General features: G+C 33.8%; 22 protein-coding genes and 1 riboswitch. Of the genes, 19 read left to right on the top strand and 3 right to left on the bottom strand.

What is annotated here, in order from left to right:
* The first annotated feature begins 128 nt into the window (after positions 1 to 128).
* The 6 genes from M2098_RS07650 to thiE all read left to right on the top strand — a co-directional run bounded on the left by M2098_RS07650 (position 129) and on the right by thiE (position 4,912).
* Entirely contained in the window at positions 129 to 503 is a 375-nt protein-coding gene (locus M2098_RS07650) for a DUF2513 domain-containing protein (protein ID WP_280683205.1), read from the top strand.
* Between the two features lies 1 nt (position 504).
* Positions 505 to 810: a YjcQ family protein gene (locus M2098_RS07645; RefSeq protein WP_280683207.1), complete on the top strand. Its 306-nt coding sequence runs from the start codon at positions 505 to 507 to the stop codon at positions 808 to 810.
* A gap of 320 nt (positions 811 to 1,130) precedes the next feature.
* A riboswitch (TPP riboswitch) is annotated at positions 1,131 to 1,228 on the top strand.
* Positions 1,229 to 1,377: 149 nt separating this feature from the next.
* A complete protein-coding gene (gene thiD, locus M2098_RS07640) occupies positions 1,378 to 2,181 on the top strand; it encodes a bifunctional hydroxymethylpyrimidine kinase/phosphomethylpyrimidine kinase (protein WP_280683209.1) in 804 nt (267 codons plus the stop codon).
* A complete protein-coding gene (gene thiC, locus M2098_RS07635; protein WP_280683211.1) occupies positions 2,178 to 3,497 on the top strand; it encodes a phosphomethylpyrimidine synthase ThiC in 1,320 nt (439 codons plus the stop codon). The genes thiD and thiC overlap by 4 nt, the downstream gene beginning before the upstream one ends.
* Positions 3,487 to 4,302 carry a hydroxyethylthiazole kinase gene (thiM, locus tag M2098_RS07630; RefSeq protein ID WP_280683213.1) on the top strand — a complete coding sequence of 272 codons (816 nt, stop codon included), beginning with the start codon at positions 3,487 to 3,489 and terminating at the stop codon, positions 4,300 to 4,302. Before thiC ends, thiM begins: the two co-directional genes overlap by 11 nt.
* A complete protein-coding gene (gene thiE, locus M2098_RS07625; RefSeq protein WP_280683215.1) occupies positions 4,286 to 4,912 on the top strand; it encodes a thiamine phosphate synthase in 627 nt (208 codons plus the stop codon). The genes thiM and thiE overlap by 17 nt, the downstream gene beginning before the upstream one ends.
* Positions 4,913 to 4,982: 70 nt before the next feature.
* On the opposite strand, the gene M2098_RS07620 is transcribed toward thiE, so the two are convergent.
* Entirely contained in the window at positions 4,983 to 5,495 is a 513-nt protein-coding gene (locus tag M2098_RS07620) for a hypothetical protein (RefSeq protein WP_280683217.1), read from the bottom strand.
* Positions 5,496 to 5,755: 260 nt separating this feature from the next.
* Between M2098_RS07620 and M2098_RS07615 the strand changes: the two genes are divergently transcribed.
* From M2098_RS07615 to M2098_RS07570, 10 genes are all read left to right on the top strand, one after another.
* Positions 5,756 to 6,691, top strand: a complete 936-nt coding sequence (locus M2098_RS07615) for a LysR family transcriptional regulator (RefSeq protein WP_280683218.1) — start codon at positions 5,756 to 5,758, stop codon at positions 6,689 to 6,691.
* Positions 6,692 to 7,003: 312 nt separating this feature from the next.
* Positions 7,004 to 8,194 carry an iron-containing alcohol dehydrogenase gene (locus tag M2098_RS07610; protein WP_280683219.1) on the top strand — a complete coding sequence of 397 codons (1,191 nt, stop codon included), beginning with the start codon at positions 7,004 to 7,006 and terminating at the stop codon, positions 8,192 to 8,194.
* Positions 8,195 to 8,273: 79 nt separating this feature from the next.
* Entirely contained in the window at positions 8,274 to 9,938 is a 1,665-nt protein-coding gene (locus tag M2098_RS07605) for a [Fe-Fe] hydrogenase large subunit C-terminal domain-containing protein (RefSeq protein ID WP_280683220.1), read from the top strand.
* Entirely contained in the window at positions 9,931 to 11,109 is a 1,179-nt protein-coding gene (locus tag M2098_RS07600; protein ID WP_280683221.1) for a SpoIIE family protein phosphatase, read from the top strand. The genes M2098_RS07605 and M2098_RS07600 overlap by 8 nt, the downstream gene beginning before the upstream one ends.
* A 13-nt stretch (positions 11,110 to 11,122) precedes the next feature.
* On the top strand, positions 11,123 to 11,965 hold the full coding sequence (locus M2098_RS07595; protein ID WP_134168198.1) for a sulfide/dihydroorotate dehydrogenase-like FAD/NAD-binding protein: 843 nt from the start codon (positions 11,123 to 11,125) through the stop codon (positions 11,963 to 11,965).
* A 2-nt stretch (positions 11,966 to 11,967) separates the two neighbouring features.
* Positions 11,968 to 13,353, top strand: coding sequence for an NADPH-dependent glutamate synthase (gene gltA, locus M2098_RS07590; RefSeq protein ID WP_280683224.1), 1,386 nt, complete (start codon positions 11,968 to 11,970; stop codon positions 13,351 to 13,353).
* A 148-nt stretch (positions 13,354 to 13,501) separates the two neighbouring features.
* Positions 13,502 to 14,098: an RNA polymerase sigma factor gene (locus M2098_RS07585; RefSeq protein WP_280683226.1), complete on the top strand. Its 597-nt coding sequence runs from the start codon at positions 13,502 to 13,504 to the stop codon at positions 14,096 to 14,098.
* Complete coding sequence (locus M2098_RS07580; protein ID WP_280683229.1) at positions 14,037 to 14,747, top strand: hypothetical protein; 711 nt, start codon at positions 14,037 to 14,039, stop codon at positions 14,745 to 14,747. Before M2098_RS07585 ends, M2098_RS07580 begins: the two co-directional genes overlap by 62 nt.
* On the top strand, positions 14,731 to 15,615 hold the full coding sequence (locus M2098_RS07575; RefSeq protein WP_280683231.1) for an ATP-binding cassette domain-containing protein: 885 nt from the start codon (positions 14,731 to 14,733) through the stop codon (positions 15,613 to 15,615). The genes M2098_RS07580 and M2098_RS07575 overlap by 17 nt, the downstream gene beginning before the upstream one ends.
* Positions 15,599 to 17,128 carry a hypothetical protein gene (locus M2098_RS07570; RefSeq protein WP_280683233.1) on the top strand — a complete coding sequence of 510 codons (1,530 nt, stop codon included), beginning with the start codon at positions 15,599 to 15,601 and terminating at the stop codon, positions 17,126 to 17,128. The genes M2098_RS07575 and M2098_RS07570 overlap by 17 nt, the downstream gene beginning before the upstream one ends.
* 49 nt (positions 17,129 to 17,177) lie before the next feature.
* On the opposite strand, the gene glgP is transcribed toward M2098_RS07570, so the two are convergent.
* Both glgP and M2098_RS07560 read right to left on the bottom strand, forming a co-directional pair.
* Entirely contained in the window at positions 17,178 to 19,532 is a 2,355-nt protein-coding gene (gene glgP, locus M2098_RS07565) for a glycogen/starch/alpha-glucan family phosphorylase (RefSeq protein ID WP_280683235.1), read from the bottom strand.
* Entirely contained in the window at positions 19,533 to 21,470 is a 1,938-nt protein-coding gene (locus tag M2098_RS07560; RefSeq protein WP_280683237.1) for an alpha-amylase family glycosyl hydrolase, read from the bottom strand.
* Positions 21,471 to 21,631: 161 nt separating this feature from the next.
* Between M2098_RS07560 and M2098_RS07555 the strand changes: the two genes are divergently transcribed.
* From M2098_RS07555 to M2098_RS07545, 3 genes are all read left to right on the top strand, one after another.
* Complete coding sequence (locus tag M2098_RS07555) at positions 21,632 to 23,299, top strand: alpha-glucosidase (protein ID WP_280683239.1); 1,668 nt, start codon at positions 21,632 to 21,634, stop codon at positions 23,297 to 23,299.
* Between the two features lie 144 nt (positions 23,300 to 23,443).
* Positions 23,444 to 25,120 (top strand): histidine kinase, encoded by a 1,677-nt coding sequence (locus M2098_RS07550; protein WP_280683241.1) that lies wholly within the window; start codon positions 23,444 to 23,446, stop codon positions 25,118 to 25,120.
* A 4-nt stretch (positions 25,121 to 25,124) separates the two neighbouring features.
* A complete protein-coding gene (locus tag M2098_RS07545) occupies positions 25,125 to 25,916 on the top strand; it encodes a response regulator (protein ID WP_280683243.1) in 792 nt (263 codons plus the stop codon).
* Positions 25,917 to 25,977 lie beyond the last annotated feature (61 nt).

The raw sequence follows: 25,977 nt of genomic DNA, 5'->3' as shown, positions 1-25,977 counted from the left end.
TTTTTAATACAAAAAAGTGTGGAAAATGAAAAAAATGTTACAGTCAAACAGGCTGAACAGATAAAGATAAAGGTAGTGCAAAATGATCTATTTTTGACACTACCTTTATAAGAAAGAGGGGATAACATATGGAATTAAATCATGAGTGTGTTAGAGATATACTTTTGTTGGCAGAAGAAAAAACAACTCCAACGAAATCAGTGTCAGAGTCAGAAATAAGAGCTCTTGAGCCATACAAGTTTGAAGAAAAGGTGTATGCAATACAAAGATTAAGTGAAGCTGATTATTTGAATGCTGAAATTATGTATGCTAGTGGAAAAGTATATTTTATTGCAATAGGGAGTATAACTTGGAACGGTCATCAATATTTAAATAACATTAGAGATGAAAAAGTATGGGAAGAAACTAAAAATACTGTTTTGGGAAAAGTCAAAGATGCTTCACTGGATATTTTTAATCAAGTAGCTGCAAATGTTATAAGTAAACAGTTGGGGTTAGGATAGCATGAATGTAAACAGAAAAAAATTAATGTATGCAATACTGTATGAATTGAATAATATGAATACTAACCTTGATGCATCCATGTTTGAAGTAAACGATAGATTATTTCAAGAAGTTATTGGTATGTTAGTTAATGAGGGATTTGTTACAGGGTATACTGAAGTTACAACATCAACGAGCCAATATAGATCATTCCTTGCTACAATGCCTACTATCGCATATAGAGGAGTGATATTCCTAGATGAAAACAGTACGTTAGCTAAAACATATAAAGGACTTAAAGAAATTAGAAGTTTCTTACCATTTTGAACAAACTAACATCACAACCGTAGAAATACGTCTTTTTTATGAAAGGAGGAAGGTTATGCCAATATTAAGAAACCAAGACATGAAACATCTAAACAAGAATTATCTAAAGGGATTAGCAAAAAAAGCGTATAGAGAAGCATTTCCTAACTCTAAGAAATAGAAAGATTCCATAGTAGATAATAAAGTATGTATTACAACAAACGTTAAGTATCGAAAATACGTTTCAATTTCTGTCGAGCGCACCATAGAGAATTAACATCGAACGATACGTTTGGTGTTTTTTTAATATATTCTTGCATTTTAAGTATATATCACTTACGATAATGATGCGGGGGGACTCTTCGGAGTTGAGAAGGTAAAACCTGACCCTTTGAACCTGTTGGTTAAGACCGACGTAGGGAGCAATCAATACAAAGATAGTATTTGATAAGGACGCTCCATTTTTGAAGTGTCCTCTTTTTTTATCTATGATTTGTTGGTGCGACATAAGGCTTCCGCATATGCGAAGTCTTTTTTTGCATATGCGATGTACTGTTGCTGATTGCCTACCATATACAAGGAGGTAAGATGAAAAACGTATTAAGTATAGCTGGTTCAGATTGTAGTGGTGGTGCTGGTATTCAAGCGGACTTGAAAACCTTTAGTGCCAATGGAGTGTTTGGAATGAGTGTAATTGTTTCAGTTGTAGCTGAAAACACAAACCGAGTTATTTCCATTGAAGATGTAAGCTCTAAAATGATTGGCGAACAAATGGATGCAGTATTTGAAGATATTGAGGTAGATGCTGTAAAGATTGGAATGCTTTCTACACCAAAATGCATGGAAGCAGTAGTAAGTAAGTTAGAACAGTATAAACCAAAACATGTAGTTATTGATCCTGTAATGTATGCAAAGAATGGGTGTCCTTTGATGGAGGAAAGTTCATTGGATACACTTATTTCAAAAGTGCTTCCATACGCAGAAGTACTCACACCAAATATTCCAGAAGCAGAAAAGATTACAGGAATGAAAATTCAAAGTATTGCCGATATGGAACAAACAGCAAAAGCAATACTTGCACTTGGGTGTAAAGGCGTCATTATAAAAGGCGGTCATCGTGAGGGAAGTGCACTTGATGTATTGTATGATGGAGAAGTTTTCACACATTTTGAAACTGAGCGAATTGCGACAAAACATACACATGGAACAGGGTGTACATTCTCATCTGCAATTGCAGCACAACTTGCAAAGGGTCACTCAATTAAAGAAGCAACAAGTATTGCAAAAACGTATGTCACAACAGCCATTACACATGGATTGGATATTGGAAAAGGTTGTGGTCCAACAAATCATTTTTATGAATTATATAAGAAAGCAGGTGTGATTGAGTGAATTATACAACACAAATGAATGCTGCAAAACAAAATATCATTACAAAAGAAATGGAATATGTAGCGCAAAGTGAAAAAATGGATGTAAACACATTATGTAAACGTATAGCAAAAGGCGAAGTTATTATACCTGCTAATAAAATGCATAAAAGTTTATATCCACAGGGGATTGGGAAAGGCCTGATGACTAAAGTGAATGTGAATTTAGGTATTTCTAAAGACTGTCAAAACTATGAGGCAGAAATGGAAAAAGTACAACTAGCTATTGATTTTGACTGTGCAGCAATTATGGATTTAAGCAACACAGGAAAAACGAATGTATTTCGTAAAGAACTGATTGATAAATCACCGATTATGATAGGTACTGTACCTATTTATGACGCAATTGGATATTTAGATAAAGATTTAAAAGATATTGAGGCATCCGATTTTTTAACAGTTATTGAACAACATGCAAAAGCTGGTGTAGATTTTATGACTATACATGCTGGTTTGAATAAACGTATGGTTGAAATTATAAAACGTGAGACACGTGTGACGAATATTGTATCACGAGGAGGATCACTAATATTTGCGTGGATGGAAATGACAGGTAACGAAAATCCATTTTATGAGTTTTATGAAGAAATTTTAGATATCTTTCAAGTATATGATGTAACAATGAGTTTGGGAGATGCACTACGTCCCGGAAGTATTGCAGACAGTTCAGATGTTTTGCAAATTGGAGAGTTAATGGAACTGTCAGAATTAACAAAACGAGCATGGAAAAAAGATGTTCAAGTAATGGTGGAAGGCCCAGGGCATATGGCAATGGATGAAATTGCGGCAAATATAAAAATGCAAAAACGGCTATGTCATGGAGCACCATTTTATGTTCTTGGGCCAATCGTGACTGATGTTGCACCAGGTTACGATCATATAACAGCCGCTATAGGTGGAGCTATTGCGGCAATGCATGGTGCTGATTTCTTGTGTTATGTTACACCTGCTGAGCATTTACGATTGCCAGATGTTCATGATGTTAGAGAAGGTATTGTAGCAAGTAAAATTGCTGCGCATGCCGCAGATATTGCAAAGGGAATTCCAGGTGTAAGGGATATTGACAATCAAATGAGTGAAGCGAGAAGACAAATTGATTTTAATAAAATGTTTACATATGCAATTGATGCAAAAAAGGCAAAACAATACTATGAAAGTGTACCGACTAGTGAAGCACACACTTGCTCTATGTGTGGAAATATGTGTGCAATGAGAACAACAAATATGATTTTATCAGGAGAGAGTATTTCGTTTGAGGAGAGAAAAAATGATGAATAAAATACAATATGCATTAGAACAAGTGCGACAAAAAAGACCACTGGTCCATCATCTAACAAATTATGTAACTGTGAATGATTGTGCCAATATTACATTAGCGACAGGTGGTTCGCCAGTTATGGCAGATGCAATTGAAGAAGTAAAAGATATGGCAAGTATTGCAAGCAGTGTGGTATTGAATATGGGAACACTAAATAAAAGAACACTTGCATCTATGATTACTGCAGGAAAAACGGCAAATCAGAAGGGAATACCTGTAGTATTTGATCCTGTAGGTGTAGGAGCAACAAGATATCGCAATGAGAGTGCGTTAGAAATTCTTTCAAAAGTTACATGTGATGTAATTCGTGGAAATGCATCAGAGCTCCGTTTTTTACTTGAGCGAAAATCAGAGACAAACGGAGTAGATGCTGTAATTAATGCTCACGATTATGACATACAAACCATGGTTGTAAATTTAGCAAATACATTCCACTGTGTGGTTGCATGTACTGGTGCAATAGATATCATTAGTGATGGAAAGAAAGTGATAAAAATCTATAACGGACATATACAAATGTCTGCAATTACTGGAACTGGTTGTATGTGTACAAGTTTAATTGGAGCATATTGTGGAGCAAACGATGATACCTTTATTGCGACGTGTGGTGCATTAATAAGTATGGGTATTGCAGGAGAACTTGCATATGAAAAAGCCAAACAACAAGGACATGGACATTTCCATATGGGGATACTTGATGAAATTGGTAAATTAGATGCACAAACAATAGCACAAAAGGCAAAATACGATGAAACCGAATATTGATTATCGTATCTATCTTGTCAGTGATCATCAAAGTTTAGGTGGTCGTGATCTATGCGAAGCAATCGAACAATCAATTCTTGGTGGTTGTACACTTGTTCAAATACGTGAAAAAAACAATCAAACAAAGGAATTCTATGATGAAGCAATCCAGATAAAACGGATTTGTGAACGTTACAATATTCCTTTGATTGTAAATGATCGCATTGATGTAGCTCTAGCGATACAAGCAAGTGGTGTTCATGTTGGACAAAGTGATCTTCCAGCAAATATAGTTCGTAAAATTGTTGGTGATGATATGGTGATTGGTGTTTCAGTAACAAATCTTAAACAAGCGATACAAGCCAAAGAGGATGGAGCAGATTATCTTGGCGTTGGTGCGATGCATCCTACAGGTACGAAAAGTGATGCTACTCTTGTAAGCAAAGAGGAACTTGCTCGTATTAGAAAACATATCGATTTACCAATTGTTGTTATTGGTGGAATTGGTATGGATAATGCAAAAACGTACGCTGCTATGCAGATAGATGGTCTTGCTGTTGTTTCTGCGATATTAGGGAGAAGTGATATAAAACAAGCCACTATTGATCTAAAACATGCATTTTGTAAGTGACAATTGAATACTTAATAAAAAAGAGATTGCGATATCCTTTAAAAAGTTTGGATACAATCTCTTTACTACGTTATTTATTAATTGGTAATTTGATGTTTGTTGCTCCATCAAATGCTTCAAGCTTAATAATGTATTCTCCATTTCCATCATACACAAAGTGGAAGAATGTATTGATTTGTGCACCAGGCTGAAGTGAGTCCGTACCTGCTGTAAATAACATATCATCTTCCATGTAGTATGTAGATACATCATCAACTTGTACACCTTGAGAACCATACACTTTCACATAGAACATATTGATTCCACTCACCTCATCACTTACATTTTTCACGGTTACTGGAACTTTCACAATTTCACTTCCATGAAGATCAGAGAATTCATTATCGAATACGATAAACTCCGCTGGTTCATTGAAGGTGATTTCACATCCTTCAAATTCAACGGTTGATCCAAATGAAAGATCTTCTTTCTTTTCTTCTTTTTGCTCAGTTTTTTCTTTTTCATTTGCTTCATCTTCAGAACCACATCCTACCAAACTAAACATCATCCCCAAAATAAGAAATAAACTTAAGAACTTTTTCATAATTACCTCCTTGTTGTTCTTATATATCACACACTTGTGTTGATATTCTTTCAAGAATAATCAAATATAAAACATATAAATAATCGATTATAACTATACTATAGCATTAAGAATAAAATAAATCGTTTCTGACGAATGAGGTAAATGATTCAATAGTTAAAAATTTCACAAATTAGCCTCAGAGTATTTCATGTACATAATTGATATGTTATACTTTTTATAGAACATACAAAATAATGAATATGCAAAGGATGAATACAATGAATATAAACACGATATTGTTGCGGTATGTTGTCGAAGTTGAGAAAAGTAAATCTATTTCAAAGGCTGCAGATAACTTATACATGGCACAACCAAATTTAAGTAAAGCAATTAAAGAACTTGAGGAAACTGTAGGGTTTCCAATCTTTGAACGCGGACCAAAAGGAACCATTCCAACGGACTTAGGAATGGAATTTATCGAGCAAGCACATAAAGTACTTGCACAAATTGATGCGATGGGAAATCTTGCTTCAGGGAAAAAAGAAGGAACGATTCACTTTGATGTGTCGATTCCTAGAGGAAGTTATATTTCTGAAGGTGTTCTTGATTTCGTGCGTGGTTTGGATTTTAAAGTACGCACCGAAGTATTATTCCAAGAGACAAATGCACTAAAGGCAATTCATAATGTATCTGAACATCGCTTTAATCTAGGTGTCATTCGTTATGAAAAGAAAAATGAATTGTATTTTAAAGACTACTTGTATGAACGTAATTTAAAAGCGGAAACGCTTTGGGATTTCCAAGAAATTGTTTTAATGTCGAAACATCATCCATTAGCAAATAAAGAGAAAATTGAACTTTCTGATCTTGAATCATATATTGAAATTGTCTACGAAGATGAAGTATTACCATATTTTCATCAATTGAAGAAACGACGCGAACAGCCAACAAGCAGTAAATTATCGATATTTGAACGTTCGAGTCAATTTCAATTTCTTTCGACAGTGAGTGAATCATATACATTTGCTTCACCAATTCCAGAATATCTACTTGAACGTTATGATGTTGTACAACGTAAGGTATATGGAATTCGTGATACCTATAAAGATGTAATTATTTATCGTAAAGATTATGAGCTTAGTGATTTAGATAAACATTTCATCAATAAGCTAGATCAAGCTAGAAATAATGTAGCTTTTTTGAAATTAACATAAAAGGTATATATTGTATTATAAATAGCCATAGATAAATATTATATATCAATAATGAATCGTTATTTGGTAGTATAAACCCACAACATTCGTTAGTGTCCTTTATATGACTTAGATATTATGCGCTCAAGTGACTTGTTGACTAAAAGCAAGTGAGGGAATTGCTTGTGAAGAATGTTGGGAGTTTAACAAGTCAGCATGAAAAAGAACATGTTCATATTTTCACAAAGATATGGAGATGTCCTTTTTTTATATATCCGCGCCAAAAGTTGCGGTGTTAGAATGTGGATATAGATAAAAGGAGGTCTAGATTTTATGGCTAGATATACGATACCAAGAGATGTGTATCACGGAAAAGGATCACTTGAAAACTTAAAAGATTTAGTAGGTAAAAAAGCAATCGTTGTCGTTGGTGGAGGAAGTATGAAACGCTTCGGATTCCTAGACAAAGTAGAAACGTATTTAAAAGAAGCAGGAATGGAAGTTCAATTATTTGAAGGTGTTGAACCAGATCCATCAGTAGAAACCGTTATGCGTGGTGCACAAGCAATGCGTGAATTCCAACCGGATTGGATTGTCTCAATCGGTGGTGGTTCACCAATTGATGCTGCAAAAGCAATGTGGGTATTCTACGAATATCCAGAAACTAAATTTGAAGATATTATCACTCCATATAGTTTCCCAACATTACGTCAAAAAGCAAAATTCTGTGCAATTCCATCAACGAGTGGTACAGCAACAGAAGTAACTGCATTCTCAGTTATTACAGATTATGAAAAAGGAATTAAATATCCATTAGCAGACTTTAACATTACACCTGATGTAGCAATCATTGATTCTACATTAGCAGAAACAATGCCTCAAAAGTTAACTGCACATACAGGTATGGATGCTATGACACACGCAATTGAATCATATGTGTCTACATTACATTGTAACTATACTGACCCACATGCATTGCATGCAATTAAATTAATTACAGATTCTATTGTTGCTTCATATGAAGGTGACAAAGAAGCTAGAGAAACAATGCACGATGCACAATGTTTAGCAGGTATGGCATTCTCTAATACTTCACTTGGAATCGTTCACTCTATGGCACACAAAACTGGTGCTGCATACAGTGGTGGACACATTGTACATGGTTGTGCAAATGCTATGTACTTACCAAAAGTAATTAAATTCAATGCAAGAGAACCAGAAGCAGCTACACGTTACGGTGAAATTGCAGATTCATTACACTTAGGTGGAAACACAACTGCAGAAAAAGTAGAATTGTTGATTCAACACATTCTTACTTTAAACAAAGAACTTAACATCCCAACTTGTATCAAAGATTACGAAGGTGGAATCATTGATGAAACTGAATTCTTAAACAAACTTGATGAAGTTGCACAATTAGCTGTGGATGATGCTTGTACAGCAACAAACCCACGTACAATTGATGCATCACAAATGGCACGCTTATTAAAAGCTTGTTACTACAACGAAGAAGTAGATTTCTAATTACTAGAAATACTGTCGTTTGCGAATAGTTGTCACTGTTGTGGCAACTATTTTGTCGCTTATCAATGAAGAGGTCGCAATGGAAAAATATATTGAATCAAAGAAGTCGAATTGTAAAAACTGTTATAAATGTATCCGTAAGTGTGCAGTAAAATCCCTTAGTTTTTTAAATGATCAAGCCAATATTATCGGTGATGATTGTATTTACTGTGGAGAGTGTTATCTTGTTTGTCCACAAGATGCAAAGTATATTCACAGTGATGCAAATAAAGTAAAAACATGGTTAGCAGAAGGTAAGCAACTTGTTGCAAGTATTGCACCTTCCTATAATGCATTAAACGATACAGATTTCTTTTTGTTGAAGCAACAACTGTTAGATCTTGGTTTTACAAATGTACAAGAAACTGCAATTGGAGCATTCATGGTAAAAAGTACATATGAAACACTATGTGTAAATAAACAAAACGATGTGATTATTTCATCATGTTGTCATAGTGTGAACTTATTGATTCAAAAACATTTTCCTGAAGCTTTAAATGCACTTGCAAATGTTGTCACACCAATGGAAGCACATGCAAGAAAATTAAAAGAAACATATCCAGAAGCTAAAGTCGTTTTCATTGGTCCATGCATTTCTAAAAAAGCAGAGATTGATGATACATGTTCAAACACTGATGTTGTATTGACCTTTGATGAACTTCTAGATCTAGGCTTATCTGCATATATGAAACCAGTACATTCTACTGGTGATTATCAACTATCGACGCGTAGTTTTCCAATTTCAGGAGGGATACTATCCACGATGAAACAAGAAGAGGACCGTACCTATTTAGTAGTTGATGGACAAGAAAACTGTGTACAAACCATTCAAGATGTCATTGATGGAAAGATTCATCATTGTTTTATTGAAATGTCACTATGTTCAGGTAGTTGTGCTGGAGGTCCAGTATTACGCAAAAGTGGATATACACGTGTACCAAGTACCTTACAAATTCAACAAAAAGCAAAACAACATGGTGAAAAACTTGATATAGATATACCAAACTTAGAAACAACTTTTAAAAGTCGAAAACAAATGACTTACCGAATCAGCGATCAAATGATTAATGAAGTACTTGCCAATATTGGGAAGTTAAAAGCTGAAGATGAATTAAATTGTGGAGGTTGTGGATATAATACATGTCGTGAAAAAGCAATTGCAGTTATTCAAGGAAAGGCAAACTTAGAAATGTGTTTACCGTATCTTCGTGATCGCGCGGAGACATTTTCTGATAACATTATTCGCAACACACCCAATGGGATTATTGTATTAAACGAAGAATTTGAAATCGAACAAATGAATGAAGCAGCATGTAAGATATTTAATATCGAACATAGCTTCGAAATTATTGGTGATCAAGTAGTCCGTTTGTTAGATCCTAAGTTAATTATGGATACGTATTTTGATGGAAAGAATACATATGACAAACAAATCTATCTTGCTGAATTTGATAAGCACATCAATTTAACGGTTATTGCAGATAGAGCGTATCATATTTTAATTTGCATCATTCGTGATATTAGTGATGATATAAAGCTGCAAAGCGAACAAGAAAACTATCGTAAGTCTACGATTGAAATTACAGATCAACTGATAGATAAACAAATGCGTACGGTACAAGAAATTGCATCTTTACTTGGAGAAACAACAGCAGAAACAAAAGTGGCTTTAACGAAACTGAAGGAGTCGATGGCTCGTGAATAATGTATATTTCGATGTTGGAATCAGTCATGTCAATAAACGCGGAGAACAGTTATGTGGAGACCATGTTGATGTTGTGAAAATGGAAGACGGTAGTAAAATCGTAGTCTTAGCAGATGGCTTAGGAAGTGGTGTAAAAGCGAGTATCCTATCCATTTTAACTGCCAAAATCATTTCCACAATGATGGCAAACCAAATGTCTTTAGAAGATTGTGTACAAACTATTATTCACACGCTGCCAGTTTGCAAGGAACGTCAGCTTGCATACTCGACATTTTCGTTTTTGTATTTACATGCAAATTCAAAAGTCGCAGATATTGTACAGTATGATAATCCTAAAGCACTTGTTTTTCGCGATGGAAAACAACTGGGGTATAATGAAACTGTAGAAATTATCGATGGTAAGCAAATCAGTCGAACACGCATCACCTTACAAGAAGGTGATTACATGTTGTTGATGAGTGATGGGGTTCTATTTGCATCCAAAGGAAAAATCTTAGATTTACAGTGGGATGAAAAACAAATTACAACGTATATGGAACAGTCTTTGCAACTACAAGAAAACTTTGATGCAAAGACATTCAGCAGTTTGCTTTTGCAAGAATGTTTGTCACATTATGATAATCAACCAAGTGATGATATTAGTGTTTGTGCAATTCGTTTATGTAAACGCAAAAATGCAAATATCCTAATTGGTCCACCTAAAAATCCTGATGATGTAGATAAGATGATGCGATTATTTTTCTCGCGTGATGGATACCATGTAGTTTGTGGAGGAACTACTTCACAACTATGTGCCAAGTATTTAGATAAACCGATAAAAATGAATCAGGTATATGCAAATACAAATGTCCCGCCTACATGTAGTATTGAAGGTGTAGACTTAGTTTCTGAAGGTAGTGTCACGATTCAAAAAGTATTAGAATACGCAAAAGATCATACACATATGAATGAGTTGTATACTTACTGGACATATCAAGATGATGGGGCAAGTAAAATTGCAAAACTACTTTTTGATGAAGTAAGCGATATTCATTTCTATGTTGGACTTGCAAAAAATCCAGCACATCAAGAACATCAAAGTGTAAGTTATGGACACAAAATGGAAATGATTGAACAACTTGTTGCAGAATTATTAAAATTAGATAAAAAAGTAAAAGTAAATTACTTTTAGATAAAGGAGACCTATGTATAAAATTGTTGAAAAAGAACGATTAAATCCAACGGTTACGAAAATGGTAGTAGAAGCACCAGCAATTGCCAAAAAGGCAAAAGCAGGACAATTTATTATTCTTCGTTCTCATGAAATGGGAGAGAGAATTCCCCTAACTGTTGCAGATTATGATCGTGAAAAAGGACTTGTTACGATTATTTACCAATTGGTAGGTCGTAGTACGATGTTACTAGATAACCTAGAAGTGGGAGATGCCATTCTTGACTTTGTAGGACCACTAGGTGTACCAAGTCATGTAGAAGGTATGAAACGTGTCTGTGTAGTTGGTGGAGGAGTTGGTTGTGCAATTGCCTATCCAACCGCAAAAGCACTATATGATAATGGCACAGAGGTAACTGTAATTACTGGATTTAGAAATAAAGATTTAGAAATCTTACGTGATGAATTTGAAGCAGTTAGTCATCATATGTATACGATGAGTGATGATGGAACTGTAGGAGAGAAGGGTTTAGTCACAAATAAACTACAAGAACTACTTGATGCAGGTGAAGTATTTGATGAAGTCATCGCAATTGGACCACTAGTTATGATGAAGTTTGTCTGCCAACTCACAAAACAATATGATGTGAAAACAACGGTCAGCATGAACCCAATTATGATTGATGGAACAGGAATGTGTGGATGCTGTAGACTAAGTGTAAACAACGAAATGAAATTTGCTTGTGTAGATGGACCTGATTTTGATGGACATCAAGTCGACTTCGATGAAGCGATCGCAAGATCTAGACAGTATGCAGACTTTGAAGCCAAAGCACGTGAAAAAGACTGTCACTTATTTCACAAGGAGGTGCGCTAGTTATGCCAAACATGAGTCCAAATAAAGTACCAATGCCACATCAAGAGCCAAATGTACGAAATAAAAACGTTGCAGAAGTAGCAACAGGATATACCTTAGAAATGGCACAAGAAGAAGCAGAACGTTGCTTGCAATGTAAACACAAACCTTGTGTAAATGGATGTCCAGTAGGTGTGCAAATCCCAGAATTTATTGCTTTGCTTAAAGAAGGGGATTTGGAAGGTGCCTACGATAAGATTAAAGAAACCAACGCATTACCAGCGGTTTGTGGTCGTGTATGTCCACAAGAAGACCAATGTGAAAAGCTATGTGTAAGAGCCATTAAACATGAAGCAGTCGGAATTGGAAGACTGGAGAGATTTGTCGCTGATTATCATATGGCAAATGGAGAAAACAAGATTCCAACAATTGAGAAAAATGGACATAAAGTAGCGGTAGTAGGAGCAGGACCTGCAGGATTAACTTGTGCAGGAGATTTAGCGAAAAAACGATATGAAGTTACTGTCTATGAAGCATTACATAAAGCAGGAGGAGTACTTGAATATGGAATTCCAGAATTCAGACTACCAAAAGCGATTGTAAGTAAAGAAGTACAAGCACTCAAAGACTTAGGTGTTCACATGGAAACCAATATGGTTATTGGAAAAGTGTTTGATATTGATGAACTATTTGAAGATGGAAATGAAGCTGTATTCATCGGTAGTGGAGCAGGACTTCCAAACTTTATGAAAATACCTGGAGAAAACTTAAATGGAGTATTCTCTGCAAATGAATTTCTGACACGTTTTAACTTAATGAAAGCTTATGATGTAGAAGCTGACACACCAATTTTCAAAGGTAAGAAAGTAGCAGTTGTTGGTGGAGGAAATGTTGCAATGGATGCTGCAAGATGTGCAAAACGTCTAGGAGCAGAAGTCTACATTGTGTACCGTCGAGGAACTGAAGAATTACCAGCAAGAAAAGAAGAAGTGGAACATGCAATGGAAGAAGGAGTTATCTTTAAGACATTGAATAATCCAGTCCAAGTACTTGGTGATGACAAAGGAAATGTAAGAGCGATTGAATGTGTACAAATGGAATTAGGAGAACCTGATGAGAGTGGAAGAAGACGACCAGTAGTCAAAGAAGGAAGTAATTTCACACTAGATATCGATTGTATGATTATGTCGATAGGAACTAGTCCAAACCCATTAATTCACAGAACCACAGAAGGATTAGACACCAATAAGTGGGGATGTTTAATCGCAGATACAAAAACCGGAGCAACAACACGAGAAGGTGTATTTGCTGGAGGAGATGCAGTAACTGGAGCTGCAACGGTAATCCTAGCAATGGGAGCAGGAAAAGAAGCTGCACAAGCAATGGATGAGTACATTCAGAATAAATAATCTTAGATAAGATGGAAACCAAACGGAATCCATCTTTTTTATTTAATGATATTTGAATTCTTTGTTTTCTTATGAAAACATGAAATAATGAAAAGAAAAGTAAACTATTTTACTAGCTAAAACGTTATATAGATGAGAGGAGGAAATTATGAATGAAAAAAGAATAATAAAAAAGATTCGTAAAGGTGATCAGGAATCACTAAATCAGTTCATTGAGTTTCTCTATCCTCAAGTATATCGGTTTGTATATCGAAAATTACAAGGTGATGCTGAGTGTGCAGATATTACACAGGAAACATTTGTTCGTTTTATAAGTAATATAACGACTTATAAAGTACAAGAAAAAGTAATTCATTATCTATATCGAATCGCATCGAATTTATGTATCGATTATTGGCGCAAACAAGAACGGATGATGTTTCATGAACTAGAAGTAGAACGTATAGAGGATACGAATATACAACCACATGAATCGATATTGAAAAAGTTAGAAAGTGAAGAATTATTAAAGTGTATTGCAAAGTTGCCAAGTTTTCAACAAGATGTCATACTCTTACGGTATTTTGAACAACTTAACTTTCGTGAGATTGCTGCAGTATTGGAAGTAAATGAAAATACGATTAAAAGTCGACATAAATTGGCATTACACAGGTTAGAAATTATTATGAAAGGAGATCAGTCAAATGAAAAGAGAAATCATAATTCCAAAAGAAAAGATGCAAGAAACAAAGATTGCTTGCACTAAAGTACTTTATGAAGTGCAAGCTAAAAATGAGAATAATCCTTATAAAATTGCTTTTGAATTTCTTCATTATGAATTACATAATTATGTACGATTAACATTCATTGGACTTTTTCTTTTATGTGTATCTAGTTGTTTAGAGATATTTCGAAATATGCTTATTCCGATTATAGTTATATATTTACTCATGATTATTTTGATAGGATTATTTGAAACATATAGAAATTCGTATTATCAAATGGATGAATTACTTGCAACAACAATGATTTCACCAATGCATGCTATTTTATATAAGGTAAGTGTAATCCTAATAATAGAATGTGCTATGTTTGCTTTTCTAGGAATACTTACAAGCATACTGAACATTGATTACTATTTCCAAATTGTAGCAATATTATTATTTCCATTAGTAATTACTAGCTTATTGTGCTTGATATACATGAAAATATTCAAACAGCCAGTTTTATGCATTTTAGCTAGTTTAGTTAGTTATGCAAGTCTATCAATCGCGTGTTATTGGGTATTGTATTTTTCATGGTTATTAGAACAACAACTTATTTTGTATAGTGTGTTCGCACTTGTTTTATACATCATTGTATTTATTAAGATAATGAGAAATAGTAAAGGAGGATCCTATGGAGTATATTATTAAAAATGTGTCCAAAACGTTTAAGAAGCGCTTAGTTGTTAGAGATGTAGAAATAAAACTACAACCAGGAATACATGCTGTACTTGGTGCGAATGGCAGTGGAAAAACAACTCTATTTCGTATTCTTTGTGGTGTATTGAATGCAGATAGTCAGCCACTGATTTCGCTAGATGGAATTCTTTTACACAAACAGCGTGAAAACTATTTATCTTCAATTGGATATCTTCCTCAACAATTTGGATATTATCCAAATTATACAATAGATCAATTCTTATATTATATGGGTGTGGTGAAAGGTTTAAAATCTGAATACATTAAGAAACGAATGGAAACTTTATTAATACAACTTCGCCTAGAACAACATAGAAAAAAGAAAATGAAAAACTTGTCTGGTGGTATGTTGCGACGAGTGGGTATTGCACAAGCATTATTAAATGAACCAAAAGTTTTAATACTTGATGAACCTACAGTAGGATTGGATCCAAAGGAAAGAATCAATTTCAAAAATATACTTACATCACTAGCACAGGATACTATTATCTTGTTATCAACACATATAGTGAGTGATATTGAAAATATTGCAGATGATATTATTGTGATGAAAGAAGGTTCAATTATTTTTCATGACAAAGAAGATCAATTGTTAGAATCAATTCAAGGAAAAGTATGGGAGATACAAATTCCAACAATGCAAACATCTAGTTTACTTGAGCAAAATAATATTGTCGAAAAACATACAATGCAAGACAATACAATCTTGCGAGTTGTAAGCGAAGACACTCCGCATCCACAAGCAAAAGTAATAAAGCCAAAATTGGATGATTTTTATTTGTATCATTTTAGAGAGGTATTAGATGCTAGCACTTATTAGAGAAGAAGCAATAAAACTATTTCGAAAGAAAACTTTATGGATTATATTTATCGTTTTGCTTGGGTATGTTTCGTATGCAACATACGATAATTATCAAGAAGTGATACCCAAAAATCATTACCTACTTAATGAAAGTGGAGAACAACTAACTGGAATTGAGGCGATTCGTTACATTGATGAGAAACGACACGAGCTTGCTGGTAATGTTGATAAAGTCTTCATTCAAAAATACAACGAAAGGTATGATGAAGCGTTAAGGAAAGCTGGATACTATAATCTTGAAGAAGATACAGAACGTATGGATCAACTATACACAGATGAAAATAAAAAAATGCTTGAAAGATATATTGAGGCATCAAAAAACTGGAATTTTGATGATGAATTGCAGAAATGGATTGGTACGTTTGAAATGTATATTTATTGTACAAATGAAAATGAATCGGACATGACATGTTCATTTTTACCATTGTACAAACAAGAAGCAGAAGTACAAACTGTTCATGCAATTTATGATCAAGCAAATACCTTCTTTCCGTTGATAAAACCACAAACTAGTGAGAAACCAACAGATTCAAAGACTTTTTTAGATATTGGATTACAGTATATGATTGATAAGGATACTCATATTATTTTAAAGTGGGGAGATATCGATGGAGTAAATTATCAACAATTCTTTGTGCCTATGAAACCAAACAAAGAAATTGGTCAGTATTTAGATACAAGTCCGTATTGGCAGCAAATGAATAAGGAATATTTACAAACAAATACTTACTATGATTCACTGATCGGTACAGAATTGTACATGAAAGACTTAGGGGAGATAGATAGTGTATTTGGGGTTTCCTTATTATTGTTTTTTGTGCTTTTATTTGGAGATTTGTTTTCATATGACTCACAAACGAAAACGGATCAGATTATTTACTCAAGTGCATATGGTGGAAAACAGTTACGTTTTGCTCGTTGTATAACTGCATGTATTTTCGTCGTCATGACTGTTTTGATTAGTGAACTACTCATATTGCTCATTAGTCATGCAATTGTACCAATTCGTGGACTGGATCTTGCTGTAGTCATGCAGGATGGATTGTTTAATATATATCAAAGTCATTTAAATGTTCAATACGGAACGATGGTATTAGCATCAATTGGGTTGTTTATAATGGCGTGTATTGCGGTTAGTTCATTGACTATGATGTTTTCATACTTGCTAAAAAACCGAATTGTTACAACCATAATAATGTTTATGTTCATCATTATTACATTCTTTTATGTATTTCCATTAGACATATCACTTACAGGGATGCAGTCTTTTCTTCCAAGTGTGATGCTTAAATTTGAGCAGTATTTTCAATATAATGCATCTGGAAGTAATGGGACTTTCTTACCATACATAACAGTATTTGGTCATGTGTTTGGACGCTATCAATTTGTTATTGGATTTTGGATTGCAATAAGTACGATACTTTGTTCAATGATTACATTTGTAAATGTCCATAAAGAGATATCGCATTAATGAAAAAAGTTGAGATCAAACGTCTCAACTTTTTTAATAGAAATTAATGTTAATTTTCAAGTTTCTTTAGTTTCCAAATATCATGTACATATTCTTCAATGGTACGATCACTTGAGAAAAATCCAGAACGAGCAATATTGATTAATGCTTTTTTAGTCCAATTTGTTTGATCTTTATAAAGTTGTTGTACATGCTCTTGTGCTTTGATGTAAGCCTTGAAATCTTTAGCGACTAAGTAGTAGTCATTTTCTTTTTCAAAGTAATCAATGATTGGTTGGAAATCTTTCAACTTCTCAATAAAAGCAAGGATATTTTGAAGTTCTGTATCAGCTTTGATATCATCTTCCACTTTATAATCAGAAGCATGGATTGCAAATACATCATCTTTATGTAAACCAAAGATTTCGATGTTTTCATCTCCAACAAGATCATAGATTTCCACATTTGCACCATCCATGGTTCCAAGTGTGATTGCACCATTCATCATGAATTTCATGTTACCCGTTCCACTCGCTTCAAATCCGGCAGTTGAAATCTGTTCGGAAATATCAGCAGATGGAATAAGTTTTTCTGCATAACTTACGTTGTAGTTAGTTACCATAATAACTTGTAGTTTATTTGAAATACGAGTATCTGCATTGATGATATCGGCTATAGTGCGTATGAGATGAATCGTGTTTTTTGCTAGAACATAACTTGGAGCTGCTTTTGCCCCGAAGATAAATGTTTGAGGATGAAAGTTTTCTCTAAATGTAACATCATCAAGTAAGCGATGATACAAATAAATAATATGGAAAACATTCAATAACTGACGTTTATATGCATGAAGACGTTTGATTTGAATGTCTAGGATAGAACTCTCATGAATCGAAATGCCTTCATGTTCTTGAATATAAAGATTCAATTGGTGTTTGTTTCTTGCTTTTATCTCTTTCAATTGTGTAAGCACATCTTGATTATCCACTTGCTTTTCAAATTCTTTAAACCAAGCAATTGGTTGACTAGAAAGTGCATCATCACTATATTTTTTTACGAATTGATACAGCTCTGGGTTTGCATATTGGAACCAACGTCGATGTGTGATTCCATTTGTTTTATTATTGAATTTGTGTGGGTAATGATCTGCCCATATTTTCATTTCTTTTTCGACAAGAATTTTTGTATGTAAGGCTGCAACACCGTTCACACTAAAACTTCCAACGATGGCAAGATTTGCCATACGTACTTTCTTGTTACCTATAATAGCCATTTTCTTTATTTGCGATTTCGGATAGTTGTATGCTTTTAGTGAATCTAAGAACATATCATTGATATCTTCAATCATTTGATAGATACGAGGTAGTAGTTTTTTCATCATCTTTGCATCCCAAGTTTCTAGTGCTTCTGCAAGTATGGTGTGGTTTGTATAAGCAATACATTTTGATGTAAGTGCATAAGCATCTTCAAGACTGTATCCATGTGTATCTACAAGTGTGCACATTAATTCAGGAATAAGTAATGTAGGATGTGTATCATTGATTTGCATCACTACATAATCAGCTAAGTTATCTAATGTTCCATGTTTTGCTAGATGCTTTTTAAGGATGTTTTGCAGCCCAGCACTAACAAATAAATACTGTTGTTTTAAACGTAATTCTTTTCCTTTGGGTGTTGAATCATCTGGATACAAACAACTCACGATATCCATGATTTCTTTTTCATAAACATCGAAATTCTTTTGGTTTTCTAAAGGTAATACATCATACATCCGTAATGTGTTTGTTGTTTGTGATGCACCAACGATTGGCATATCATATGGCATTGCTAAAACATCAACAGTATCGGTTAATGTATATCGACCATCTTCAGTTTTTATTAGTTTTCCATAGTATGAAACGATGGCAGAATCTTCACTGATTTTATTTTCCCAAACATTTCTGTTATTTAACCAAAGGTCAGGTAATTCGACTTGTTTGTTATCCACAAAGATTTGTTTGAAAAAGCCATGACGATAACGAAGTGTGACTCCATGTCCTGGATAATTTAGTGACGCTATAGAATCCATGAAACAAGCAGCAAGTCGACCTAAACCACCATTTCCTAATCCTGCATCTTCTTCTTCGAATTCGATATCCTTAATTAATATGCCATAGGGTTGTAGAACATCGTCTACTGCTTTTAGTAGTTGCATGTTTTGTAAGTTATTAATAAGTAGTCGACCCATTAGAAATTCCATGGAAAAGTAATACAATTGCTTAGCATCTTGCGTATCTATTTTCTTTGTGGTTTGTGCAACACTGCTAGCAGCCATATTTTGAATCATTGACGCTAGTGCGATATACATTTCATTTTTACTTAGTTCTGAAAAGTCTTTTGAAAATAGTTGTATTGCGCTTTGTTGAAGTTGCACTTTGATCTGATGCATTTAGTTTTCCTCCCAGATAATACGTAAAGCTAAAGGTTCTAATGTCAATGATGTTGTTTCTGTAGTGGAATACAACACCTTATAGTTGTGTAATGGTAAATCAAAGGTACATGCATCTTTCAAATTTGCATTTGCTAGAATGTACAAGTGTTGCTTATCATCTTGATAATGGAAGATGATTTCATCTTTATTTGGTGTAGTTAAATAGGCAACATGCCCTTTTTTTGTAAGTAAGTCACGATAGGTATCTTTAATTGTTGCGATTTGCATAAGCGTATCCATAAATCCTTCGTAATCATTTAGATAATGAAATTCATATTTATCAAACAATGCGAGTTTCTTATAGTATGGATCATGTTGTTCAAGTGCATATAATGTATGTTCATCTACGTCAACACCAGTGTTCATCGCTTGCTTTTCTAACAATTCTTGTCCCGAATTCATAAAAGGAGCAAAATTGTAGGCAAATTGATTAAGAATACTAATAAGCATACTTGTTTTATATCCACCTTCACGTGAGATAAGTCGTGGGGTATCGTGTGTTTCACCTGAGGCAAAAACCAAAGTAGGTAAACTCATACCATTGTAATAGAAATCACGTGTTAATTGCTCATCAAAACGATGGGTGTGATAAAATCCATCACCAATAATAAGATCATAACCAAGACGTTTTGCTTTTGTTGCACTGTTTTTATTTGCTGCTAATTCCTCTGCAATGAAGTAAAAATCAGACTTGCATGCTTTGGCTTTCTTGATAATCAACTCTGTTAGTGGTTCAGGAAGTGCATGTCCCATATCAATTCTAGCCCCATCCAAACCAAAGTTTTCGATATAGTAAGGAAGGATATCACTTAATACATCCCATAATGGTTGATTTGGAATTTTGCCTGGAAATAGATTGGCTTTTATTGTGTCAAAAAGAATGTATGGTGTTGTAATGTCTGTTAAGTGTTTGTCCTTTACAATTTTTGGTTGGTCCATATACATTCGAAAGAATGTTACATCACTCCATGCAGGTTGCACATCATTCAGTTGATCACTAAAGGCAGGCGCAACAGTCATTTGAAATTCTTGACGAATCAATTCCAGTGGATTGTCTTGTGGATTTGCATTATATGTAGCAACAAGTTTTTCCCATTTTTTTGGATTGCGAATACTTGGTGCTTCTTTAAATTTTGCAATATGTTCATGCGTTTCTTTAGCAGCGTATAAAGGCTCGATATATTTTTCTTCAATTGGTGTAGTTGGTGGAATTCCATCAACTCGTGGTGGTTTGTAATCATCTAAATCTTGTAGATCAATCCAATAAAACCAATCTGGATGTGATATAAGCAAAGTTGTATTTACAGAGTTTGTTCGTGGAATAATATCAAGTACAACACGCATACCAAGAAGATGACATGCTTCAATAAATGCTTTGAACTGTTCATCCAGTGTCATTTCCTCTTTTGTGATAGGATCAAATAAATCTTTATCAATGGTAAAGAAATCACTTACTCCATAAACCGAACCAAGTTCACCTTTTTTATCCATGCGTGAATACTGCATGATAGGTAATAAATAGATCACATTGATACCCATTGCTTTTAGTGTTGGTAAATAGGCGATCATTTTAACAAATGTACCAGTTTCCTTAAAACCTTCGCGATTCATTACATCAAGTTGCTTATCTTGATTGTGATCAAAAGTTGTTGATGTGCGTATCATTGTTGAATAGTAATATGCATCTTTATAATCTTGGATTTGTGGTTGTGGATGACTGATAATATAGTCAATTTGTTCCTTATAGTATTGATATGGTTGCACACAAAATACTTTTTCATTTTCATGTTTGTGATGGATATATGTCCATGCTTTAGGAACATAATATGGAGAACATGTTTCATGTTCGTGTGTTTGTAATATATTTCTTAATTTTGTTAGAGCAGTATGTTTCATAGGATAACCTCTTTATCTATTATATAAAAATGGTAGGCTATTCACTGCTGAATTGCAATCGAAATAAATCAAAGTTGAAAGGGTATATATCATTTTATGCAATGAACTTCTTTTTCTATTGATGATATACTAAGTATATTGGAACATGAGGGGTTATAATTATGGACAAACATACAACGTATAAATGGTGGAAAGAGGCAGTTGGATATCAAATTTATCCAAAGACGTTTTATGATGCAAATCATGATGGACATGGGGATATTCAAGGGATTATTGAAAAGCTACCTTACTTTCAAGCACTAGGTATTGATTTTCTTTGGATTTGTCCATTCTTTGATTCACCATTAGATGATAATGGTTATGATGTACGTGACTACTACAAGGTACATGAAAACTTTGGAAGTATGCAAGATATCAAAACGTTGATCACAACAGCAAAAAAATATAATATTCGAATCATTGTGGATTTAATTTTGAATCACACATCAGATGAACATACTTGGTTTATGGATGTAAAAAACAATCCAGATAGTAAATATCGAGATTACTATATTATTCAAAAAGCAAATCAAAAGATGCCACCAAATAATTGGGGAAGTTTCTTTGGTGGAAGTGCATGGGAAAAACTAAATGATGATGAATACTATTTAAAAATATTCTCTAAAAAAATGCCGGATCTAAACTGGGCAAATGAAGAACTAAGAAGTGCACTGTATCAGATTGCTTTGTGGTGGTTAGACCTAGGTGTTGATGGGTTTCGTATTGATGCAATTGCCCATATCGCAAAAGATACAACATATAAAAACTCAACACTTGAAAATGAAACAATGTTTGTCTCAGATTGGTCAAAGTTTTCAAACTTGCCGCAGGTACATACATACATTCGTGAATTTCACGAAGAAGTTTTGGCACCAAATGATGCATTTGCAGTCGGTGAAGTGGGTGGTGATCCAAGTATTGAGGATGTCTTAAAGTATTGTGCGTTTGATCGTAAAGAATTAGATGTTACATTTACATTTGATCATATGTGGTGTAATAACATTGACACAGCAACATCACTAACTGATCTCAAAACAAATGTACAAGAATTAAAAGAGAAACTGGAGTATTGGCAAATATCTTTGATTAAGAAAGCTTGGTATCCATTATATTGGAATAATCATGATTTTAATCGTGTCGTTTCAAATTATGGAAGTCAAAAATATCCGCAACAATCCGCAAAAGCACTAGCGACACTTATGTATGGAATGTGGGGAACCATGTTTATTTATCAAGGTGAAGAAATCGGAATGGAAAACTATCCATTTACGTCAATTGACCAATTTGAAGATGTGCAAGCTAAAGGTCAATATGCAGCAACACCTGCATCACAAAAAGAAGCATTTTTAAAGAAACTCATTATGACATCTCGAGATAATATGCGAACTGCTATGCAGTGGGATGATACAGTAAATGCAGGGTTTTCAGCAGTAAAGACAGATATCTTAGTACATCCAAAGTATAAAGAAATAAATGTTCAACAACAAATGCAAGATCCAAACTCTGTATGGCAATATTATAAAAAAATCATCAAACTTAAGAAATCGAATACAACATTCATCTATGGTGATATTGTTTTTAAAGATGTGATTGATGAACAAGTCATTCAATATGAAAGATTTAATGATACCAACTGCTATCTTATTGTTGTCAATCTAGGTGAACATGATTGTGTAATTGAAATACCAAAAGTAATATCGATTGTACTAACAAATACAAGTGTAACTGCAATTAGCGAAACAACACTTACATTAGCAGCTTATGATTCCTACATTTTAAAAATCAAATAGTAAAATGCACACCTAATAAAAGTAAAAAATACTATAGAAGTATACTACAAATATGTTCATGACATTATGCTTGAGATTCATAGAATACATTTGTACATTACATAATTCATGCTATACTTTTTTTGAAAGTGTAGGGAATAGAATATGGCTGGAAGCAAATTTAAAGAACGTTTGCTTCGTAGTTCCTTATTGAAAATTATTCGATTACTTGTAATCGTTTCTATTATTTTTGCTGTTGGATTTTTGGGAGTGACGATGGCAAAAAATGAATTTAAAGCGGATCATAATTTAGATATGATGCGTGATTTTTTTCAATCGAATTACGATAATGCAAAAGAGTTCTTAACCAATGATGCGCAACAAGAAATATTTAGAGAAATATTAGAAGATGAGACATCACAAATCGTTTTAGAAGGTAAGTTAAATCAATACAATAATAAAAATGATCTTACAGCAAAAGCGATATTGTTTGATTTGCATGGAGAAGTTAAGTATTCAACATATAGTGAACATGAGCTATCAAGAGCTTTATTATCACATAGTATCCTTGTAAGTAATAATGCACGAGGATTAAAAAAGGAAGATGTTTATACTTCTACGTATTTTAAACAATCACGCGGCTTTTCAGATTACATTATGATGAAAGAAATCGCAGATGAACAAGGGCAAACTCTTGGGTTTATGACGTTGTATTTGTCTGGTGAAGACTGGAGTTATTATATGTCATTTTATAACTGTGATGGAGTGATTACGGATAGTAATGATATTGTCATATTTTTTAATGAACCAAAAGTACTGCAAAATGATTACTATTTTTACACAAATAATAAAAGTGTAAAGATTCGTGATGATCGCTATTGGGTAATAAAGAAATACTCGCAAAAATATGATGTGAATTTCTATTCTATGGTATTTAATCCAACAAGTTATGAAATTCCTTTTGCTTTGATGATGGTCGCTATCATAGGAATTTTGTGGTATCGTGCAATTAAAGATATGGCAAATACAATGGCAGATAAGAATTCTAAATCCATTAGTTTGCTTGCTAGTGAGATTGATATTATTAAAGATGAGAATCCTGAACATCGTATTGCAATTTCAACACAAGATGAATTTGAAGCGGTCGCAAACCAAATCAATACATTGCTTGATAGAGTACAAGAATTACATAATGAAAATACACAATTACTGGAACTAAATAATATGGTCGAGATGAAACAACTGACAGCTCAGTTTAATCCCCATTTCTTATATAATACACTAGAGATTTTAAGGAACTTATGGGCAGTGGACAAAGAGCGAGCAGATCACCTGATTTATCAGTTAACACAAGTATTACGATACAGTATCAATAATGCAAAACGCGATGTACAACTTGCAGAGGATATGATTTATATCAATCACTATTTAGAAATACAAAAATTACGTTATGGTGAACGATTTGAATGCAGTATTGATATTGAAGATGATTGCTACACATGTGTGATTCCAAAGTTACTATTACAACCAATGATAGAAAATAGTATCAAGTATGGATATTTAAAAGTAAAGAAACTCAAGATTCAAATTCGAGCATATATGAATGATAATGTGCTATACATTATGATCAAAGATAATGGGCATGGAATGGAACATGATCGAGAACTTGAAATGCAAAAATATATTAAGGGGACACAAGAAGCTGATGAATCTTTTGGATTATATAATGTAGCTAGACGTTTAGAATTGCAATATGCAGGAGTCAGCGGAATTGAACTTGTCAATGAACAGGGAATTGGCTTAGAAGTATGGATAAAAATAGAACAATCAAAATTGGGGTGAAAATGTGGTATATAAAGTATTAGTAGTAGAAGATGAAGAAATTATCAGAAAAGGGTTAATCTACAATACAAACTGGGCAGCATTGGATTGTGTTGTAATTGGTGAAGCAGGAGATGGTGAAGAGGCAATTGAAGCAATCAAAAGTAAAGAACCAGATATTGTGCTTGTGGATGTAAATATGCCTGTAGTGAATGGATTAGACATGTTAAAGGCAACAAAAGATTACTCATATGTGGCAATTGTACTTTCTGGATATGCTGAGTTTAGCTATGCACAAGAAGCAATACGACTTGGAGTCACTCGCTATTTAACCAAACCTGTGCAGGAACAAGAATTGGTTGCAGCGATCAATAGTGCAAAAAAGAAAATTCAAAAAAATCGTTTCGTATCAGAGAATCAAGAAGAACTACAAAAAGTAAAAGAAATGGAAGTTATAGCAATTCCAAAAGCTGCACACAAGGATGAATTGGTAGAAAAAATGCTCAACTATATTGATATGTATTATCAGGACCGTATTCAAATGCGTGATTTAGCAGATGCATTTAATTACAGTGAGGTATTTCTTAATAAACGCTTTAAACATGTAGTAGGGACAACCTTTATTGATTTCTTAAATAAATATCGTGTCCAAGTTTCATTGAAGTATTTAAAGGAGAAACAATACACACTTGAAGAGATTGGTGCATTTGTTGGTATACCTGATCCAAAGTACTTTCGTGTTGTATTTAAGCGCTATGTAGGATATAGTCCACGCGAGTTTATTACAATTTTAGAACAAACAACAGAAACAAGATAGGTGCCCCTTTCTTGTTTTGTTTTTTATCCAATTGTTATTTATTTTGAGTGTAAACGCTTAC

The organism is Breznakia sp. PFB1-19 (genome assembly GCF_029893935.1).
In the GTDB taxonomy this organism is placed as follows: Bacteria; Bacillota_I; Bacilli_A; order Erysipelotrichales; family Erysipelotrichaceae; genus Breznakia; species Breznakia blatticola.
This window is presented reverse-complemented; position numbering and strand designations above follow the sequence as displayed.

Bases quoted from the DNA above. Each gene is read 5' to 3' on its own strand.
- M2098_RS07650 (WP_280683205.1), top strand. From the start codon at position 129: ATGGAATTAAATCATGAGTGTGTTAGAGATATACTTTTGTTGGCAGAA.
- M2098_RS07645 (WP_280683207.1), top strand. From the start codon at position 505: ATGAATGTAAACAGAAAAAAATTAATGTATGCAATACTGTATGAATTG.
- thiD (WP_280683209.1), top strand. From the start codon at position 1,378: ATGAAAAACGTATTAAGTATAGCTGGTTCAGATTGTAGTGGTGGTGCT.
- thiM (WP_280683213.1), top strand. From the start codon at position 3,487: ATGATGAATAAAATACAATATGCATTAGAACAAGTGCGACAAAAAAGA.
- thiE (WP_280683215.1), top strand. From the start codon at position 4,286: ATGAAACCGAATATTGATTATCGTATCTATCTTGTCAGTGATCATCAA.
- M2098_RS07620 (WP_280683217.1), bottom strand. From the start codon at position 5,495: ATGAAAAAGTTCTTAAGTTTATTTCTTATTTTGGGGATGATGTTTAGT.
- M2098_RS07615 (WP_280683218.1), top strand. From the start codon at position 5,756: ATGAATATAAACACGATATTGTTGCGGTATGTTGTCGAAGTTGAGAAA.
- M2098_RS07610 (WP_280683219.1), top strand. From the start codon at position 7,004: ATGGCTAGATATACGATACCAAGAGATGTGTATCACGGAAAAGGATCA.
- M2098_RS07605 (WP_280683220.1), top strand. From the start codon at position 8,274: ATGGAAAAATATATTGAATCAAAGAAGTCGAATTGTAAAAACTGTTAT.
- M2098_RS07595 (WP_134168198.1), top strand. From the start codon at position 11,123: ATGTATAAAATTGTTGAAAAAGAACGATTAAATCCAACGGTTACGAAA.
- gltA (WP_280683224.1), top strand. From the start codon at position 11,968: ATGCCAAACATGAGTCCAAATAAAGTACCAATGCCACATCAAGAGCCA.
- M2098_RS07585 (WP_280683226.1), top strand. From the start codon at position 13,502: ATGAATGAAAAAAGAATAATAAAAAAGATTCGTAAAGGTGATCAGGAA.
- M2098_RS07580 (WP_280683229.1), top strand. From the start codon at position 14,037: ATGAAAAGAGAAATCATAATTCCAAAAGAAAAGATGCAAGAAACAAAG.
- M2098_RS07575 (WP_280683231.1), top strand. From the start codon at position 14,731: ATGGAGTATATTATTAAAAATGTGTCCAAAACGTTTAAGAAGCGCTTA.
- M2098_RS07570 (WP_280683233.1), top strand. From the start codon at position 15,599: ATGCTAGCACTTATTAGAGAAGAAGCAATAAAACTATTTCGAAAGAAA.
- glgP (WP_280683235.1), bottom strand. From the start codon at position 19,532: ATGCATCAGATCAAAGTGCAACTTCAACAAAGCGCAATACAACTATTT.
- M2098_RS07560 (WP_280683237.1), bottom strand. From the start codon at position 21,470: ATGAAACATACTGCTCTAACAAAATTAAGAAATATATTACAAACACAC.
- M2098_RS07555 (WP_280683239.1), top strand. From the start codon at position 21,632: ATGGACAAACATACAACGTATAAATGGTGGAAAGAGGCAGTTGGATAT.
- M2098_RS07550 (WP_280683241.1), top strand. From the start codon at position 23,444: ATGGCTGGAAGCAAATTTAAAGAACGTTTGCTTCGTAGTTCCTTATTG.